Source organism: Singulisphaera chitinilytica (genome assembly GCF_049331405.1).
Lineage (GTDB): Bacteria > Planctomycetota > Planctomycetia > Isosphaerales > Isosphaeraceae > PoT.
This window is the reverse complement of the sequence record NZ_CP186274.1, coordinates 3,340,228-3,358,126: the sequence shown is the minus strand read 5'-3', so window position 1 is coordinate 3,358,126 and position 17,899 is coordinate 3,340,228. Positions and strand designations below refer to the sequence as shown.

General features: G+C 64.4%; 12 protein-coding genes. 6 read left to right on the top strand and 6 right to left on the bottom strand.

Going from position 1 to position 17,899, the window contains the following annotated elements:
- Positions 1-75 precede the first annotated feature (75 nt).
- The 4 genes from ACOYYX_RS13645 (at position 76) to ACOYYX_RS13630 (ending at position 9,937) form a co-directional block, all read left to right on the top strand.
- Positions 76-4,818: a beta strand repeat-containing protein gene (locus tag ACOYYX_RS13645; protein WP_422930452.1), complete on the top strand. Its 4,743-nt coding sequence runs from the start codon at positions 76-78 to the stop codon at positions 4,816-4,818.
- Between the two features lie 1,690 nt (positions 4,819-6,508).
- Complete coding sequence (locus tag ACOYYX_RS13640) at positions 6,509-7,885, top strand: two-component system sensor histidine kinase NtrB (protein WP_422930451.1); 1,377 nt, start codon at positions 6,509-6,511, stop codon at positions 7,883-7,885.
- Positions 7,882-9,282, top strand: a complete 1,401-nt coding sequence (locus tag ACOYYX_RS13635) for a sigma-54-dependent transcriptional regulator (protein WP_422930450.1) — start codon at positions 7,882-7,884, stop codon at positions 9,280-9,282. The genes ACOYYX_RS13640 and ACOYYX_RS13635 overlap by 4 nt, the downstream gene beginning before the upstream one ends.
- A gap of 412 nt (positions 9,283-9,694) precedes the next feature.
- On the top strand, positions 9,695-9,937 hold the full coding sequence (locus ACOYYX_RS13630; RefSeq protein WP_422930449.1) for a hypothetical protein: 243 nt from the start codon (positions 9,695-9,697) through the stop codon (positions 9,935-9,937).
- Positions 9,938-10,402: 465 nt separating this feature from the next.
- Here ACOYYX_RS13630 and ACOYYX_RS13625 read toward each other — a convergent pair whose 3' ends face one another.
- Together ACOYYX_RS13625 and ACOYYX_RS13620 are read right to left on the bottom strand one after the other, a co-directional pair.
- Complete coding sequence (locus ACOYYX_RS13625; RefSeq protein WP_422930448.1) at positions 10,403-10,558, bottom strand: MFS transporter small subunit; 156 nt, start codon at positions 10,556-10,558, stop codon at positions 10,403-10,405.
- Between the two features lies 1 nt (position 10,559).
- The gene (locus ACOYYX_RS13620) at positions 10,560-11,966 is read right to left on the bottom strand and encodes an L-lactate MFS transporter (RefSeq protein WP_422930447.1); all 1,407 of its coding nucleotides are present in this window, start codon (positions 11,964-11,966) and stop codon (positions 10,560-10,562) included.
- A gap of 593 nt (positions 11,967-12,559) precedes the next feature.
- Between ACOYYX_RS13620 and ACOYYX_RS13615 the strand changes: the two genes are divergently transcribed.
- On the top strand, positions 12,560-14,245 hold the full coding sequence (locus ACOYYX_RS13615) for a porin (protein WP_422930446.1): 1,686 nt from the start codon (positions 12,560-12,562) through the stop codon (positions 14,243-14,245).
- 7 nt (positions 14,246-14,252) lie between these two features.
- Here the strand turns inward: ACOYYX_RS13615 and ACOYYX_RS13610 are convergent, their stop codons facing one another.
- Complete coding sequence (locus tag ACOYYX_RS13610) at positions 14,253-14,888, bottom strand: FMN-binding negative transcriptional regulator (RefSeq protein WP_422930445.1); 636 nt, start codon at positions 14,886-14,888, stop codon at positions 14,253-14,255.
- A gap of 162 nt (positions 14,889-15,050) precedes the next feature.
- On the opposite strand from ACOYYX_RS13610, the gene ACOYYX_RS13605 reads away from it, so the two are divergent.
- Positions 15,051-15,596: a hypothetical protein gene (locus ACOYYX_RS13605; RefSeq protein ID WP_422930444.1), complete on the top strand. Its 546-nt coding sequence runs from the start codon at positions 15,051-15,053 to the stop codon at positions 15,594-15,596.
- A 19-nt stretch (positions 15,597-15,615) separates the two neighbouring features.
- Here the strand turns inward: ACOYYX_RS13605 and ACOYYX_RS13600 are convergent, their stop codons facing one another.
- The 3 genes from ACOYYX_RS13600 to ACOYYX_RS13590 all read right to left on the bottom strand — a co-directional run bounded on the left by ACOYYX_RS13600 (position 15,616) and on the right by ACOYYX_RS13590 (position 17,883).
- The gene (locus tag ACOYYX_RS13600) at positions 15,616-16,089 is read right to left on the bottom strand and encodes a cupin domain-containing protein (RefSeq protein ID WP_422930443.1); all 474 of its coding nucleotides are present in this window, start codon (positions 16,087-16,089) and stop codon (positions 15,616-15,618) included.
- A gap of 40 nt (positions 16,090-16,129) precedes the next feature.
- A complete protein-coding gene (locus ACOYYX_RS13595; protein ID WP_422930442.1) occupies positions 16,130-16,834 on the bottom strand; it encodes a phosphoesterase in 705 nt (234 codons plus the stop codon).
- A gap of 140 nt (positions 16,835-16,974) precedes the next feature.
- Positions 16,975-17,883, bottom strand: a complete 909-nt coding sequence (locus tag ACOYYX_RS13590; protein WP_422930441.1) for a ketopantoate reductase family protein — start codon at positions 17,881-17,883, stop codon at positions 16,975-16,977.
- Positions 17,884-17,899 lie beyond the last annotated feature (16 nt).

Genomic DNA, 17,899 nt, shown 5'->3' with positions numbered 1-17,899 from the left:
GCGCCCGTCTCCCTATCGCGGAAGCCACAGCGAGGGCGACCGCCGTGTTTGGTGGAACTCCTGGAGGACCGTCAATTGCTGACGGCGTCGACGATCACGGTCGACGGGCTCCAGTTCGTGGCGCTCGGGGGATTCACTCAGAACGGGTCGACGTATTCGGCCTCGGGGACGGTGTCGGTCGGGTTCGCGCCGGGGAGTAACAACACGTTCACGCCCGTGCTCCAACTGACGGGGGATGTCAGCGTCGATGACGTCGCCAACGCCTCGTTCTCGGTCAATGGCAAGGTCTCCGAGACCCTGACGGACACCCCGATCTCGCTCTTCCAGGGGAGCCAGAGCTTCGACATCGACTCACTGATCAACGACGGCCTCTCCCAGCTCGACGGCCTGTCGTTCGACGTCGCGGGGGTCGGCTTCGACCTCGACCGGATCCAGCTGGTGAATGGCGGAGGGGACGTCCCGGAGATCCAGCTCCAGGGGTCGCTCTCCGTCGCCGGGCTCACGGTCACGGTTGACGGGCCCAACTCCGTCGACATCAGCTCGTCGGGGGTCACGCTGACGGGGGTCGACGCGACCTTGAATGGTTCGGTCACGCTCGGGGGGGTCACGTTCGACGCCGATCAACTGGGCATCGCCTACGCCAACACCGGCGGGAACGATGTCTTCACGGTGACGGGTGCGACCTCGTTCGCGGTCTCGACCTCGACGGTGCAGGTGGACTGGGGCGGCAAAACCCCTAAGGGTACGCAGACGGCCGGGCTCGTCGTCGAGAACGGCTCGATCAAGTCACTGGACATGGCCGTGACCGGCACGGTGGCCATCGCCTCGCTCTCGTTCACGGCCAAAGACCTGGTCGTGACCTACACCGAGGCCTCCTCGACCTTCACCATGACCGGCGGAGCCGAATTCGAGCTGGTCCAGGACGACTCCAAGAACACCGCCAGCAACGATGTCTCTGTCACGTTCGGCGGCAAGTCGGGCGGGCAGGCGACGGCCGGGCTCGTCGTCGTCGACGGCGAGCTGACCAGGCTCGACATGACGGTCGATGCCTCGTTCAGCCTCTTCGACCTGAAACTCGCGGCGACGGGCCTCGTCTTCGAGTATCAGGCCGGCGCGAACGCCCAGGCCGATCAGTTCATCATGTATGGGGCGCTTTCGCTGACATCGGCCTCGCAGGCGTTCGACAAATCCAGCGGTAAGGTCTTCGACGGCATCGCGGCGACGCTCGGCAGCAAGGCCAGCCCCGGCCTCGTCGTGAAGGGCGGGGTCGTGCAGGACGTCAACGTCACGGTCAACGGCTCGTTCAACCTCTTCAGCCTGACGGTTGCGCCCGAGGCCTTGAACGTCAAATACACGCGTTCGACCTCGACGGTCGCGCTGACCGGCGGCCTGATGGTATCGCTCGCCGGGGACTTCCAAGCCTCGGTCGAGCTCGACGACGGCGGCATCCGGATAGACACCAAGACCGGCGAGGTCAAGGTCGACGGGGTCGTACTGGATCTGAGTGACGTCAACCTGGGCGCCATCACCATCCAGCAGTTCGAGCTGAGCTTCACCCAGACGAAGGCGCAGACCACCTTCGACGCCTCGCTCGAGCTGACCTTCTCGGGGGGATGGAGCGTCGGCGCGACGATGGACTTCGCCGGCGGCGAGATCAACGAGATCGGCGTCGACTACTCGGCAGGCACGAGCCAGGGGATCGAGCTCGGGCCGTCGGGTCTTTTCCTCACGGAGTTCTCGACGACGATCAACAACATCGCCACGGGGGTCCTGACGGTCACGGGCTCTATCGCCGTCGACTACGGCCCGCACGTCACGATCAATGGCCAGTCGGTGGCGATGATCTCGGCGAGCGGCGACTTCCTGGTCGACTCGAGCGAGCTGACGCTGACCAACGTCGATGTCTCGGTGGCCGACGGCATCATCGGGAGCGGGACAGGGTCGCTCGTGGCGGATTGGGCAACGGGGAGCTATTCGCTGGATGCTTCGATCAGCCTGCTCGACGGCGTGTTCCAAGTCGACGGCTCATTCCAGTTCGACACCGCCGGGGACTTCCTGCTCGTCGCCAATGCTTCGGTCAACGTGCCCGACGCCGTGCCGGTCATCGGCGGCGACTCGATCGCGAGCCTGAATTTCGCATTCAAGTATCTTTACAACAACGGAAACCCCACCGGATTCATCGCCGCCTGGGACACGATCTCATTCCTCGGCATCGACGAGTCGGTCGGCTTCGAGTATGAGATCGACGGCAGCATCTCCTCGGGCGACTTCTCCTTGATCGGCGATGACGGCGTGGAGAACGTCGAGGAACAGCTCAGCCTGCCGGCGTCGGCCGTGGGTAGCGACGCCGTCAACTACATCCAGCTCATGCCAGGATACCAGACCTGGCCCACCGGGCTCACCCCCGGCCAGGTGCTCAACGTGCCCGAAGGTGCGACCACCGCCTCGCTCGTGCTCGACTTCCCTTCGACTCAGTCGGCCTACCCGGTATTCCTGCTCACGCCCCCCGCGACGACGCAATCACCCAGCCCTGTCCTGATCATGTACCCGTCGTCGTTCAACGTCGGCAACACTCAGTCGTTCACGTTCCCGGGGACGAATCTCACCGCGAACTTCACCGTCCGTCAGGCGACGGCGACCACGATTGCCGTACTGATCCAGGCCCCCGCCGGGCAGACACTGCCCGCCGGGCAATATGCGATCCTCTACAGCTCTCCCCCGAATTCATCGTCGGCCAGCAACTCGTTCACCTACTTCCAGCCCCAGGTCTCCGCGCCGACGACCGGCGCGGCGAGCGAGCCGAACCAGGCGGCGCTCTCGGTCTCGGGCCTGATCGCGCAGCCGCTCGCCGGGACGACCACGGTCTCCTTCTACGCGACGACCTCCTCCGCCCTGCCCCAGGGGGTGCTCATCGGCGAGGTCACGCAGTCCCAAGGGGGCCTGACGGTCGGCAGCGACGGCTCGTTCACCGCCAACCTGAACTGGGACCTGTCGGGTTTCCACGCTGGCACGTATTACATCTACACCGTCGTGAAGGACGGCCAGAATCCGCCGGTCATTTCCGCCAACTCATCGACCTCGGTGGCCATCGAGCCGACGGTGGAGGGCAGCGTCACCGCGGCAAACGGGGCGGTCGCCGGGGCCACGGTGCAGATCTACTACAACGCCGACCCCAACAATTTGCCGGCGACCCCGGATCAGGTTGCGGTCACCGGCCCCGACGGCGGTTACACCTTCCGGAGCGATCAGGCGGGGTCTCCTCAGTCGCCCCTGACTTTTGTCGTCAGCCTCGTCGTGCCGGCCGGGTACTCGATCCAGACGTCGGCGACGCGCACGGGCAGCTACACCGGGGGCAAGGCCGCCACGATCGACTATGCCCTCCAGACCTCGGCCGCGATCGTAGGGACCGTCACCGATCCCCCGCCCGGCCAGACGACCAACGTCCCCAAGGTCCCGATCCTCGGGGCAACGGTCTTCCTCGACCTCAACCACGACGGGCACCTCGACCCGGGCGAGCCCGTTTCGTTGTCCGACTCCCACGGCCATTATGGCTTCCTCAACCTCGCTCCCGGGACCTATCACGTCGTGATCCAGACGCCCAGCGGCTACGGCAACAACACGCCGACCTCGCAGGACGTCACGGTGGCCGACGAGTACCATCGCGTCTCCGGCATCGACTTCGACTTCTACCACCTCAACTCGACCCCCGCGTCATCGACCCCCGTCTATCCGGGCGGCGGGAAGACGTTCGGGCCGATCATGAGCACCTCGATCAGCGGGACGGCCTTCGACCCTCGCGGCTCGTCCGAAATCAAGGCGGTACTCGTCAGCCTCCAGGACCTCGATACCGGCCTCTACTGGAACGGCAACCATTTCGTCGCCAGCCCGACACCGATCCAACTCACCGCGAACGGGACGGTTTCCTGGCGTCTGCCCATCTCCGTCTCTTCGCTCATCTCGGGGCACTCGTTCCGTGTCGGCAGCCTGGCCGTGAACACGGAGGGGTACAACCAGGCCAGCCCCGCCTTCCAGACCTTCACCTATAAAGGCCCTGCGACCGCGAACCCGCCCACCATCGCGTCGACCACGACCCTCGCATCGTCCCATCCCGGATCCGTCCCGGGGCAACCGGTCGTGTTCACTGTGACGGTCTCCGCCGCGGCCCCGGGGACGGGTGTGCCGACGGGCACGGTCTGGCTGGTGGACGGCTCGACCTTCCTCGGGTCGATGCCCCTGCAGAATGGCCGGGCGACCTTCCAGGTCGGCTCGCTCTCGCTCGGGAATCACGCGATCCGGGCCTACTACTCGGGCGACGGGAAATTCCTCGGCGGTTCGTCCTCGATGGTCAATCAAGCTGTCGAGCGAGTTGCGCTCGAGGCGGCCCCAAGCACCCCGGTTCGCGCCGAGGTGGGTTCGCAGATCCTGGCAATCGGCGGGGCGGCCGCCGGGAGCGTCGAGCAGACAGTCCTGCGTCCGATCTTGATGGGCCGGTTCGTGCAGGTCAGGATCGTTGAAGTCGACACGGGCGAGGTCGTCTATCGTGGGGCCTTCCGCACGCGCTCGCTCCGGGGGATCGTCGTCTACAATGGTCCGGGCGTGGAGACGGTCAGGACCATCGGCCGCTTGCGAATCCCCCTCTGGCACTCGCAGGCGGGAGTGCTCGCGCCCCTGCCAGGGACGATCGGGATGGGCGTGTCGCCGTCCCGGGGCAGGATGCCGAGATTCCTCTCCAACTCGACAGTTCCGAAACGACAGGGGCATTCGCTGGTGAAGTTGCCGCCCCATCTCCCGAACCGATCGGGTTTCACGAAGCCCTGAGCCGACGGGCGGCCGTCCTTCCAATCGGGTTTCACGAAGCCCTGAACCGACGGGCGGCCGTCCTTCCAAACCGAACTTCGAACGACAGCGGAGCATACCCTGGTCCGCTGCGTTCGACGTTTTTCCTGCGGGATCAACGGCTCCGAGTTTCCGGAACTGTATCGCGTATCGCGTATCGCGCTCGCGGCCTGCTCGGCGAAGCGTTGATGCGACTGCGCGATGTCTTCGACCTCGACGTCGAGCGTTCGCTTGCGAAATCGGGGGAGCGCAACCCACCGCGTTTGCGGGACCTTTCCTCCAACGTACGGCTCCATCGCGGCGGCCACGTCGTCGGAGAGGAGCGAGGCGCCGATCGAGTTGAGGTGGGTTGCGTCGACGAAGACTCCGGGAGGGTAGCTATCCGTGCGGCCGTCGATCACCACGACATTGGGATGGCGTTGCTGCAAGGCGGCCACGAAGCGATTGAAGGCGTGTTCGGCCCCGACCTCGATCCGACGCGAGTACACCGCGGGCGAGTTCGGCATCAGCAGCCAGAAGACCGTGATCTGGTGTGCCTCGGCGAGGGAGAAGAATCGCTCGACGTAATCGGTCTTGACCGGGTCGCGTTTCCATCGCGTCGGGAAGAGCGCCTGGGAGTTTGGATCGACCGAGCCGTCGTATGGCTTCTCGCGGTGGAAGAGGGCCATCGTCGCCCCCTGGTTTACCGTGATGTGACGCTCCAGGATCGGATTCAATTGCCCACGCTGCGGGAGGGCCTCGCCGCGCAGCCTGGCCAGGAGGTCGTTGCGGATCTCGTACCTGTGATTGTAGCTGGGCACGTACTTCCGCAACGCCAGGAGCCCGAAATAGGCCGCGTCGCGCGACGACCATGCGAGGTCGATGAAGTCTCGCAGGCCACCGACGACCGGGAGGATGTGCTCGCAGTCACGGTCGGCGTCGTCGAGGTAGGACCACTTGTATTCGACGACCACGGCCTTCGGTTTCGCGCCGGACTCGATCGCCTGTCGGAGCATGAAGTAGCTCACGGCCGGGCCGGAGCCGGCCATGGCGAAGTTATACGCCTTCAGGCCCAGGCGATGCGTCAGGACCCGAGGGGCCAGGCCCGCCCCCATCAGGCTGTCGCCGAAGCAGAGAATCTCGCTCTTTCGCGCCTCGCCGCGCGCGATCGCTTTGGCGGTCAGCCTCCAACCGAAGTCGAAATCCCCGGCGAATTGCTCGCGATGGCGGCCGACCGTCCACTCCACTCCCGCGATCAGGAGCAGCATCCCTACGAGTCCCCAGGGGATGGCGACACGACGATCATGCACGTCCATTCTGGGTCTCCTCATTGGAATCCCGAAGATCTGAGCCCGAAAGGAGTTGAGAGCTCGTGAACCACGCCCTTCCCAGGGCACGATGGCGCGAAGCATCGCAGATTCGCCCCGATTGGTACAGACGGACCACCCGCCCCCGTGGAGCTTCAGCCTCGAGTCGAGCCCAAACCAGATCCATTCTTGAGTCACCGGGTCAATCAGGCATCGAAAGCGATTGGGATGGACAACTCGCGAATCGTTCACTTGTCAGCTGACGGGGCCAAACGATACCGTCGATGCAGAGGATAAATCATAACTGCGTCGGTCGGCGCAGGTGTGTCGCGTATCCTCTATTGGTTTCGATTCTGGATGACGGCCCGAAGGGGTATGCAGCGAAAATGTTCACCGCCGGCTCGTCGGAGGCCCAACGTCACACCTCGATCACGGCGGTCTTCGTGCTGATAGCCCTGCTGCTCGCCTTAGGCCTCAGCCTGGCCGCCGTGTATCAGGTGCTCGAAGAGTATCGGATGCTCGGCGATTGGATCTCCAAACCCGACGCGGTGCCGGTCGCCTCGGTGCTGGCCTTGCGGCAGGACATCGGCGGCCGGATCATCACGCGGTCGATCGCCTCGACGGTGATCCTGCTCTGCGTGATCTCGACCGTCTGGCTCCAGCAACGCCAGCTCACGGTGCGCAGGACGCTGGACGACGTCCGCTGGCTCGCCCTCAACGTGCTGGCGAGCCTGGACCAGGGGGTCATCACGACGGATCAGCAGGGGAACATCACGAGCCTCAACTCGGCTGCCGCCCACTTGCTCGGGATCGACCCCGAATGCGTGGGGCAATCGATCGGCCAGATCACGTCGGCCGAGGTCCCGCTCGAGACGATGTGCGCCTACGTGACCCGGCGCAAAGAGGCCTTCAGCGATCGCGAGTTGACGCTGGAACGCGCCGGGCATGTCCGCCGTATGGTCGTCAGTGCGCTCGAGCTGAAGAACCGCCTCGGGGCCACGCTCGGCTGCGTCATCCTGCTCCGCGACGTCACCGAACGCATGCTCATGAAAGAGCAGATGTGGCGCATGGAGCAATTCGCCAGCCTCAGCACCCTCGCCGCCGGCCTGCACCACGAGATCAAGAACCCGATCACGGCTCTGAGCATCCACGTGCAATTGCTCGAGGAACGCCTGCGGAAGTCGGCGGTCGACGACGCCGTCGGCGAGATGTTCGACGTGCTGAAGTCGGAGGTCCGCCGCCTCAGCATCACGCTGGACAGCTTCCGCAACTTCGCCAATCTGCAACGACTGAACGTGAAGTCGGTCGACCCCGAAGCGGTGCTCGACGAGCTCGCCCGGCTGATGGGCCCACAGGCCACACAACAAGGCGTTCGCCTGGCCCTCCAGTGCGAAGGTCGGCCGCTGCCCAAGGTGGCCCTCGACTCGGAGAAGATCCAGCAGGCCCTGCTGAATCTGATGCTCAACGCCCTCGAGGCGATGCCCGACGGGGGCGAGCTGAGCCTGACCGCCAGGATCGAGGACGAGAGGCTGAAGGTCGTCGTCCGCGACACCGGGCCGGGCATCCCCCCCGAGATCCAGGATCACATCTTCCACCCCTATTTCTCGACCAAGGACAACGGCACGGGGATCGGGCTCGCGCTCGCGGAAAAACTGGTCCGGCAACACCACGGCCAGCTCGACTTCCGCACCGGGCCCGCCGGCACCTCATTCCGGATCACCCTGCCCGTGAAGGACTCGCCAGGGAGCGCGAACGGGGCATGAGCACCCAGGTTTTCTCCATCCTCATCGTCGACGACGAGCCGAACATCCGCGCGGGACTCGCCCAGGCCCTCCAGAACGAGTCATACGCGATCACGACCGCGCGCGGCGGCGACGAGGCCTGGACCCTGTTCAATCAGGGCCATCACCAGTTGGTCCTGACCGACCTCAAGATGCCGGGCAGCCTCTCGGGGATCGACCTGATCCGCAAGATCAAGGACGAGCGTCCGGAGACCCTCATCATCGTCATCACCGCGCACGGCACCGTCGAGACGGCGGTCGAGGCCATGCGCCTCGGCGCGCACGACTACCTGACGAAGCCGATCGACCTCGGTACCCTCCGGATCCAGGTCCGCAACGCCTTCGAGCACTACCACTTGCTCAAGGAGAACCGCCGACTCCGCGAGCGGTTGGCCGGCGTCGGCGAGGTCCCCGAGATGATCGGGCGGTCCTCCGCGATCCACGACGTCTTCGTCCGGATCCACCAGGTCGCCGACACCGACGTGACCATTCTCATTCAGGGGGAGAGCGGCACCGGCAAGGAACTCGTCGCCCGCGCGATCCACAACCTGAGCCATCGCCGCGAAGGGCCCTTCATCGCCGCCAACTTCGGGGCCCTGCCCGAAGGCCTGATCGAGAGCGAACTCTTCGGCTACGAGAAGGGGGCCTTCACCGGCGCCCAGCGCGACAAGGCCGGCTGGTTCGAGATGGCCAGGGGCGGTACCCTGCTCCTGGACGAGGTCGGCGAGATGATGTCCAAGACCCAGGTGGACCTCCTGCGCGTCCTGGAACAACGCGAGGTCCGTCGCCTCGGCGGCGCGACCCTTATCCCGCTGGACGTCAGGCTCGTCGTCGCGACCCACCGCGACCTGGAGGGAATGGTCGCCAGCGGCAAGATGCGGGAAGACCTCTACTACCGCCTCAACGTCGTCCCCGTCCGCGTGCCCCCGCTCCGCGAGCGGCAGGATGATATACCGCTACTCGTGCATCACTTCATCCAGTGGGCCCAGGAGCGGCACAACCGCGGGGCCAAGCAGATCGCCAGCGCGGCCTTGCGGGCGATGTGCGAGTACACCTGGCCAGGGAACGTCCGCCAGCTCAAGAATTGCATGGAGCGCCTGGTCGTCACCGTGGAAGGGCCCATCATCCACCTGGAAGACCTCCCCACGGAGATGCAACGCAGGCGTCCGGTGCCGGTCTTCAACCCCCAATCCGACGACGTCCCCGAGGCGGCCGAGATCGTCGTCCCGACCCTCGAGGTGGCCGTCGCCGAGGCCGAGAAGACGACGATCCTCGCCGCCCTCGAACGCTGCGACAACCATCGCGAACGCACGGCGCAGTTGCTCGGCATCAGCGTCCGCACCCTGCATTACAAGATGAACCGCCACAACCTCCAGTGAGCCGCGATGGGTCGAATTCCTCCCCATCAGCCCCTTTCTCCCGGCGCTCACAGGCCCGTCAAATCCTTGTCTGCAATAACTCGCCGGTCTGCAAATTCTTGCAGACCCCAATCTCGCAACACCGCCTGTTTCCTGCAAGATCTTGCAGACACCCCCTTGGGATGTCCGTTGCCTTCGAACTACACACCATCTTTACCAAACGACTAAGACATTGATACAAAAAGATTTACAGGATCACTTCCGTCGCCGAAATCCTTGTGGCACGCTTCGTGCATTTAGTTCTCACGTGTCCTGGCGAAGGACGTTGAGGTTGGACCTGGATTGTGTGGCTATCGTCATTCCCTGGAGTTGATAACGATCGAGGTGTTTGATTACCACATCGCACTCGTCCCCCCCGAGACGCGAGGAATCGATGCCGCACCCCCTGTCCTTCTTGAACCTGTTTGCACGGCTGGCTCGCCTTTTCGATGTCCCGGACCACGTGACATCGAACGACGTGACACGCCTGCCGCAGCAGCCGGACCGTCCGAACGAGCTCGATATCCTCAGCCTGAGTCGCTCTGAACCGTTGCCGCCCGGAAGCCCCGACGAGTTGGCGATCTTTTCCCTGACTCGAACCGGCCCCGAAGTCGACGACCACGGTGCCTTGGCCTGACTCCCCCATAAGGACCGATCCCCCCCGGTCCGCCTCTAGACGCCATGATCCGAGGTTGAAGCGAGGCCGATGCAGGCCAATCTTCAGTTTGAACGAGACATCCCGAGAGGCGAATCTTCCCCCCCATCCCCCCCCGCCTCTGGGATTCTTGATCGTGGCGACGTCGGCCCCACTGCTTTTCACCCTCCTCCCCGATGTGGACTTCACGCTCCGGGATCGTAGCGTCATCGCAGGGCCGGTTGAGTTTCAACCGCGTCCGTCGAAGGTTCTGCGGCCTCGGAATTCCCCCCCAATGAAGTCGCCGAGGAGGAGGGTGCAAAGCGGTGGGGCGACGTACCTTTTCCCGCGGCCGATACTGCCTGAAAGCTCATCACGACTTCATCATTGACGAGCCAAGAGACTTTCTTATTTTGACTCGATTACTTCTTATTCGAGCGACGATTCATTGGTCGTCAACTCGACGCGTCACTTGCCCTTCGGCGCGAGGGATTGGGACGGCGTCTTGAGTTGGAAGAGGGGCCTCGACTTGATGAGGCTCTGATACACGCCCCAACTCAGGGGGATCGCGACGACGATCCAGGCGAGCGCGATAGCGATGGGCGAGGTCGATTTCCGGGACATCTCAAGCCTTCCCCTGCTCATGTCGTCCGGCGATTGTTTCCGGCTCCGGGCTCGCCAACGGCTCCTCGAAGTGGTGGAACCGTTCGTGGACGGGCCGAACCAGTAAATTGCAGAGGAAGCCAAGGCTCATGAGGCCGACCATCAGATACATGGTCGCGTTGTACGCCTGCGCCTTCGGCACCCCGTGATTGATGCGATACGTCGAGATGTAGTTGACCAGTTGCGGGCCGAGGATTGCCGCCATCGACCAGGCCGTGATGAGCCTGCCGTGGATGGCTCCCAGGTGCATCGTACCGAAGAGGTCCCGCAAGTATACGGGGATGGTCGCGAAGCCGCCGCCATACATCGAGATGATGACGGCCGTCACCAGGACGAACAGCGGGATGCTCTGCAGCTTCTGGGTCTCCGGGACGAGCAGGTAGAGCAACGCCCCGAACGCGAAATAGACCCCGTAAATCACCTTGCGCCCCGTAATGTCCGACATCGACGACCAGAAGAACCGGCCGCCCATGTTGAAGAGGCTGAGCAGCCCCACATACCCCGCACCCACCGCCGCCGAGACCCCGAACATATTCTGGGCCATCAGCGACGCCTGCCCCAGGATGCCGATGCCCGCGGTCACGTTCATGCAGAGGACCATCCAGAGCAGCCAGAACTGCGGGGTCTTCCACGCGTTCTCGACCGCCACCTGTTCACTGGTCACGAGCTTCCTGGCGCGAGTCGCCGGCACGAAGCCCTCCGGCCTCCAACCTGGCGCGGGGACTCGAATGAGGAACGCGCCGAAGAGCATGAGGGCGAAGTAGAGGCAGCCCATCACCGCGAAGGTTTCCTTCACCCCCACCGAGGTCGGGGAGTGGAAGGCCGCCATCAGATCCAGGGACAACGGAGCCCCGATCAGGGCACCGCCGCCGAAGCCCATGATCGCCAGGCCCGTCGCCATGCCCGGCCGGTCGGGGAACCACTTCACCAGCGTCGACACCGGCGAGATATACCCGAGCCCCAGCCCGATCCCGCCGATTACCCCATAGCCAAGATACACCACGGCGATGCTGTGGAGCGCCACGCCCAGGCTCGACAGCCACAGCCCGCCGCAGAAGCAGCAGGCGCTCCCGAACATCGTCCGCCTCGGGCCGACCCGCTCGACCCAGCGCCCGAAGAACGCGGCCGAGAGCCCGAGCATCATCAGCGCAATCGAATACGTCCAGCCGATCTGCGGGATGGTCCAGTCTTTCCCCTCGATCGAATAGTCGATGCCGAGCACGCGAGACAGGGGATCATTGAAGACGCTGAACGCGTAGATCTCCCCGATGCACAGGTGGACCGACAACGCGGCGGGCGGGATCAGCCAGCGATTGAAGCCGGGGGAAGCCACCGTCCGTTCGCGTTCCAGGAAGCCGAGCCGCGCCATGGGTTCTCCCAACTCCGACAACAGATTCCCTCGACATCGAGAAATCATTGGAAAGATCCTCCCCGTCGGGAAGACCAAACTTCGCATCCATCGCGCCAGCAATTTCGCAACCCACCGAGGAGATGCCCGAGCTTCACCGGGAAATCAAGGACTTGCCGGAATTCGCGCCCTCCTGGCGGAGTTACTCCATGAAGCAGGATTCACGATGACAGGGCGTTGGCAATTCACCCGCAAAGGTTATCAGATCGTTGTCGTGGATCTCTCAGCAAGCCCAGGAGAGCCGGCGCCGAATACGGTAGCCCAGGAAATCGTTGCAACCCGCACAAAGCTCAAGACCGCAGATCCTCGAAGCCGATGAGAGGACGGCATCGATCCGTCTCGACCGACTGGATTCGATGCCATCCTCTCGAAGTCGGCCCGTCTCATCGCAACCCAATCAGCCAAACCCCGGGCGGCGGACGCAGAGAGCCGGCCGGATTCCATTCGATACGGCGTGAGTGGACCCAGGCACGATTGGATCTCGGCTCGGAGTCGCGTGAATCCGAATGAGCCACTTCGATGTCACGTCCAGGCCACCGAGGTGCCTCGTTCTCGTGTGTTGCTGGGCACTCACCGTCGTCGCTCCTGCATTCGGGCAGCATCCCGCCACGCCGCCACCAAGCCCTGCTCCCTCTCAACCAACCAACGTCAAGTCGGATGCCGTCCTCAAGGAGGTGCTGGAACGCCTCCAGTCGATGGAGCGGCGCCTCGATCGGGTCACCAGGCAGAACGAGGAACTCGCCCGAGAGAATCAGAAGCTCGGTGCTCAGGTCCAGGATCTCTCGCGACAGCTCGCCATACCCACGCTCCCGGCAATCGAGGGAACGTCACCCGCTCCCGACAAGCCGGCCTGGGTGGAGTCCCCCACCTCGACCGGCAGCGAGGCCGATCCGAAGGATGCCCGGCCGATGACGGCGGGGGGCGGGTCGAAGGCCGATGGCGGCGACCCCACCGTGACGGGGCGGGCGCAGGAAGTGGGGAACCGCCATCGCGGCAAATTCCCGCTCAAGGGCTACTACGACTTCGAGGACGACGGGATCAATTGGGCCACCGAAGATGACGAATTCACGCTCGGTATCCGGGCGTTGACCCAGGTCGAGGCCCGAGTCTACCAGCAGCCGAATCAGTCGCCGGTCAGCAGCGGTATCTACAACCCGAGGACACGCATCTACTTCGAAGGCCGGCTCACCAAGCCGATCCAGTACGAGTTCTCGTTCCAGAACACGTTCGACACACTGAATCTGCTCGACGCCTACGTCCACTTCAACTACGACCCGAGGTTCCAGATCCGCTTCGGCCGATATAAGACGCCGTTCACTTACGAATGGTATCGGATCCACGTCTGGCACCTGCTCGCGCCAGAGCGTTCGCTCTACGCCAACAACTACGAGGGTAACAGGCGTTTCGGCCTGATGGCGATGGGGAACCTCTTCGAACAGCGCCTGGAATACGCCGTCGGCACGTTCAACACGCAGCGGAACTCGTATCAGGCGTTCGACGGCCGCCAGGACGTGATGGCCTTCCTCAACTTCAAGCCCTTCTATGATCGCGAGGAGGGCTTCTTCCTCCGCGACCTCAACTTCGGCGGCTCGGTCGACGCGGGCAAGGAGAATCAGGCGGCGGTCCCCGAGGTGCTCCGGACCAACTCGGCCCCCTCGGCGATGGGGGAGACCACCTCGTCGGGCGTCAATGCGGCGACCCTCCCCTTCCTCGCATTCAACCCGAACGTGCGCGAGCTCGGCATGCGTGCGCTCTGGGAGTTGCACGCCGCCTACTATTATAAGGGGCTGACGCTCCTCGGGGCCTGGCAATCGGGCCACGAGAGCTATGCCCTCGGCGGGACCGGCAGGCCCACGCGGATCCCGATCAACGGCTGGTATGCCCAGGCCGGGTACATCCTCACCGGCGAGACGATCCGCGACCGAACCCTGATCGACCCGCTCCGCCCCTTCGACCTGCGCCGGGGTAAGTTCGGCCTCGGAGCGTTCGAACTGACCGCGCGGTACAGCATGCTGCACCTCGATCGCAAGGTCTTCTCGGCCGGGCTCGCCGACCCGGACCTCTGGACCAACCAGGTGGGCATGACCGACGTCGGCTTCAACTGGTATCTGAACAAGTACATCAAGATCTATTTCGACTGGGAACACGCCGCCTTCGGCTCGCCCATCTACTACCGACCCGGGCCTCTCCGCCAGATCACCAGCGACCTCTTCTGGCTCCGATCGCAAGTCTATTTCTGAGGAAGGCTCAGGACGAGGGGGGCAGCCCCAGCCTCTCGTTGATGAGCCGTGCGACGGCGAAGGACTCTTCCCCGCCCTGGGCCTCGAGTGCCGAGGCGACGAGCCGTTGGCGCTCGACCGGCTGGTTCTGCGACATCTTCCACTTCCCCTCGACCCTCGTCAGGTCGATGTGGAAGCCGACGATCCCTTTCATGAGCTTCTGGATATACGAGTCGGAGTCCACGAACGACCAGGGGCGGGCGCGAGGCCCCTCGTGGGCCTGGACGCTCTTGCCCAGGATCTCGAGCAATCGCTCGGGATCCTCGACAATCCGGAACGTCCCATAAGCATGGACGGCCGCGTAGTTCCAGGTCGGCACCATCTCCTCGGCCTCATACCACGAAGGGGAGATATAAGCGTGCGGCCCGCTGAAGACGACCATGACCTCGCCTTGGATCATCTCCGGCCGCCACTGCGGGTTCGCCCGCGCCAGGTGCCCCGCCAATCGGCCGAAGGGACCATGCTCGGGCTCGACCAGGAAGGGCAGATGCGTGGCGAAGAGGCCGGCCTCGCCATGCGAGATCAGGCTCGCGAAGCTGTACTGTGTCATGAACCGATGGAGCTTGGCGAGGTCGCGCTCCTCGAAGGAACTGGGAATGTACATCGGTCGGGATCGCACCCCTCTATTGACGCCTATGAGCACGGCGGAAGACTTGCTGCACTTGACCACCGACACCCCAGAGATCATCCTGATCGTTCAGGTTCGTTGGGTCAGGAAACTGACACCGGCCAGGACGGGCGTGAAGGCCATCGAGATGCAATCACCATGGATCGACCCGACAGGGAAATCAACATCCTCGAAATTCTGCGCGCCGCCCTCGACGACTACGCCCTGCCCTGGCACGGCGTCCACGGGATCGCCCACTGGGGCCGCGTCTACGAGAATGGCCTCAGGCTCGTCGAGGCCACCGGCGCGGACGCGAAGATCGTGCGTCTCTTCGCCGTGCTCCACGACTCGAAGCGGGTCAATGAATTCACCGACCCCGAGCACGGCCCACGCGCCGCCGACTTCGCGGAGTCGCTCAACGGGCGTTTCTTCTCCCTGCCCGACGCGGACATGAAGCGTCTCCACCGCGCCTGCTTCGGTCACACGCACGAATTGACCCATCCCGACGTCACGATCCAGACCTGCTGGGATGCGGACCGACTCGACCTCGGGCGGGTCGGCATCACGCCCCATCCGAAACGGCTCTGCACCGAGTTCGCCCGGCACCCCGAGACCATCCGCTGGGCCGACGGGCGAGCCCGGATGGGGATGATCCCGAAGTTGATCGAGGCGGAATGGGGATTCAACCTCGCGTCTCTCAGATGATCCCGCCCGGACCTTCCGCTTACTTTTCCGACAGGAACATCTCGATGCCATATTTGGGTGCCAGGGCCAGCATCCGCTCGATGTCCTCGTGAGTCGGGATGATCGGCACGGTGTCCTCGGGGCTCGCGGGACGACCCACCTCGAGGAAGTACTGCTCGAACCCGGCCGGGGTCAGGAAGATGAGCATCTTCGCCGTGACCTGGCTCAGGTTCTTGAACGAGTGGACGCTCCCCTTCGCGAGCGTGATCCAGCATCCCGGCCCGGCGACGGAGCGCTTGCCGTCCGCCTGGAACTCGACCTCCCCCTCGATGACGTAGAACGCCTCATCTTCTCGCCCATGCTGGTGGGGAGGCGGACCGCCCCCGGGGGGCACCTCGGCCTCGACCAGCGAGAAGGCCCCGCCCGTGTCCTCCCCCGTGGCCTTGATCGTGTATCGATCCCCGGCGACCCAAACCGACTGGCCTTCGCCGGCTTTTCCGAAATTCGTCTTCATGGGATCGCGTCTCGATGTGCGGATACTGTCAGGGGACGACTCAGCCCGATCGCCCGCGGAACGGGTCGAACTGGCCACGCTCGTACTTCATATTGACGAAGGCCTCGATCCTGGGCCGCATGGATTCCAGGATCTCCTCGATCGACCAGACCTGATAGTCGTGCCCGTCGAAGCCGACATCCAGGGCCGGCCACGCGTGCGAGTCCCTCACCGGGTTGAGTTCCGGCGCATTCTGATACACCGCGTGGACGTGCCCGTAGAGGTGGATATTGGGCTCTGCGATCGACGTGTGATGCTGGCCGTTCCAGGTCAGCATCGGGTAATGGTTCAGCGTCAGGCGCACGCCCGAATCGCGGATCTGGGTCTGGTCGTGGGTCGACGAGAAGAGGTCGCGGATCTTGCGGTCGTCGTGGTTGCCCCATACCAGGTGGACCGTCCGGCACTGGATCTGGTCTCGGAACCAGCGGGCGTTGCGGTAGTAATCCTCGCCCCGGCCGAAGGCCCAGTCTCCCAGGCACCAGAGCGTATCGTTGGGGCGGACCCTCGCGTTGATATTCGCGACGAGGGCGTGGTTCATCCGATCGACCGACTCGTCGCTGATGCGCAAGTTTGAGAGGCTCTTCCCTTGCGCCTCGATGTCGAGGAAGGCCTCCCGATCCGCGTCGGTCATGAACGCCAGGCGTCGGCAGTATTTGAGGATGTTGGCGTGAAATGCGTGGGGATCTGAGCAATAGTACGTAGCCATGTCCTGCTTTCTACCGGCCCAATTGCCGGTCTGGGGATGTCCCAATTCTTTTATGGAGGACCATGGTATACGTGATTGCGATCATTCCGCCAGACGAATTGCCTCGAGTGGGTCACGTTCGTTCGAGGGTTGATGCCCGCTCAATGCTCGACGCCGAGCGCCGCGGCCGCAGTGTCGTGCGTCGGGGTCTCGATCCCGACGACCCGGCCGAGCCTGGCCACCGCGCCGCTGAGGTCGTTGATCTCGGTCGGCCTACCCGCCTCGAGATCCACGAGCAGGCTCGGCTTCAAGGAGATGGCGAGGCCGTCGATGAACTTGATCTGAGCCTCCTCCTCGCCGGGGGGCAACGCCACCCCGAGGGCCCGGCCGACCGCGATCACCTCGCCAATCAGCCTCTCGATGAGCAGGTGCCCCAGCGTGGTCTTGTTGATCTCCCCCAGCGAAATCCTCGCCAGCCCGCAGGCCGCAGCAGCCGAGGCGATGAAGGCGAATTTGCGCCAGAGGTCGACGCGGATCTCCTCCGAGACCCGCACGTCGATGCCGGCCTGCTGGCAGGTCTCGGCGAACCGTGTGGCCCGTTCCGAGATACCTCCCTCAACCTCGCCGAACGTGATTCGGGCGAGGTCGCTCTTCCGCTCGACGACCCCCGGCTCGACGCGCACGGCGCTGATCTGTGTCATGCCGGCGAGGATCTGCCCGGCGGGCACGCCGAGCTCGGTTAATCGCTTGACGACCTCGACCCCGTTGAGCAGCGGCAGGATCAGGGCGCCCGACTCGGCGAGGCTTCGCGTGGTCGCAGCCACCTCGGCCAGGGAGTAACTCTTCACCGCGACGATGGCCCAATCCACCCGGCCGATCTCGTCGGGATTGTCGGTCACCGCAACGGGGGCGACGAAGGAGCCTTCGGGGTTGCGGACCTCGATCCCCCGAGCGCGGAGGGCTTCCAGGTGCTCGCCTCGCGCGAGCATGACGACCTCATGCCCGGCCCTGGCCAGGACCCCGCCGAAATAGGCGCCGACACCACCCGCGCCGATGATCGCAATCCGCATGCGAGGACTCCGGTTC

Excerpts from the sequence above, each read along its gene's own strand:
- ACOYYX_RS13590 (WP_422930441.1), bottom strand. The coding sequence starts at position 17,883 with ATGCGGATTGCGATCATCGGCGCGGGTGGTGTCGGCGCCTATTTCGGC.
- ACOYYX_RS13605 (WP_422930444.1), top strand. The coding sequence starts at position 15,051 with ATGGATCGACCCGACAGGGAAATCAACATCCTCGAAATTCTGCGCGCC.
- ACOYYX_RS13620 (WP_422930447.1), bottom strand. The coding sequence starts at position 11,966 with ATGGCGCGGCTCGGCTTCCTGGAACGCGAACGGACGGTGGCTTCCCCC.
- ACOYYX_RS13630 (WP_422930449.1), top strand. The coding sequence starts at position 9,695 with ATGCCGCACCCCCTGTCCTTCTTGAACCTGTTTGCACGGCTGGCTCGC.
- ACOYYX_RS13595 (WP_422930442.1), bottom strand. The coding sequence starts at position 16,834 with ATGGCTACGTACTATTGCTCAGATCCCCACGCATTTCACGCCAACATC.
- ACOYYX_RS13610 (WP_422930445.1), bottom strand. The coding sequence starts at position 14,888 with ATGTACATTCCCAGTTCCTTCGAGGAGCGCGACCTCGCCAAGCTCCAT.
- ACOYYX_RS13625 (WP_422930448.1), bottom strand. The coding sequence starts at position 10,558 with ATGTCCCGGAAATCGACCTCGCCCATCGCTATCGCGCTCGCCTGGATC.
- ACOYYX_RS13600 (WP_422930443.1), bottom strand. The coding sequence starts at position 16,089 with ATGAAGACGAATTTCGGAAAAGCCGGCGAAGGCCAGTCGGTTTGGGTC.
- ACOYYX_RS13635 (WP_422930450.1), top strand. The coding sequence starts at position 7,882 with ATGAGCACCCAGGTTTTCTCCATCCTCATCGTCGACGACGAGCCGAAC.
- ACOYYX_RS13640 (WP_422930451.1), top strand. The coding sequence starts at position 6,509 with ATGTTCACCGCCGGCTCGTCGGAGGCCCAACGTCACACCTCGATCACG.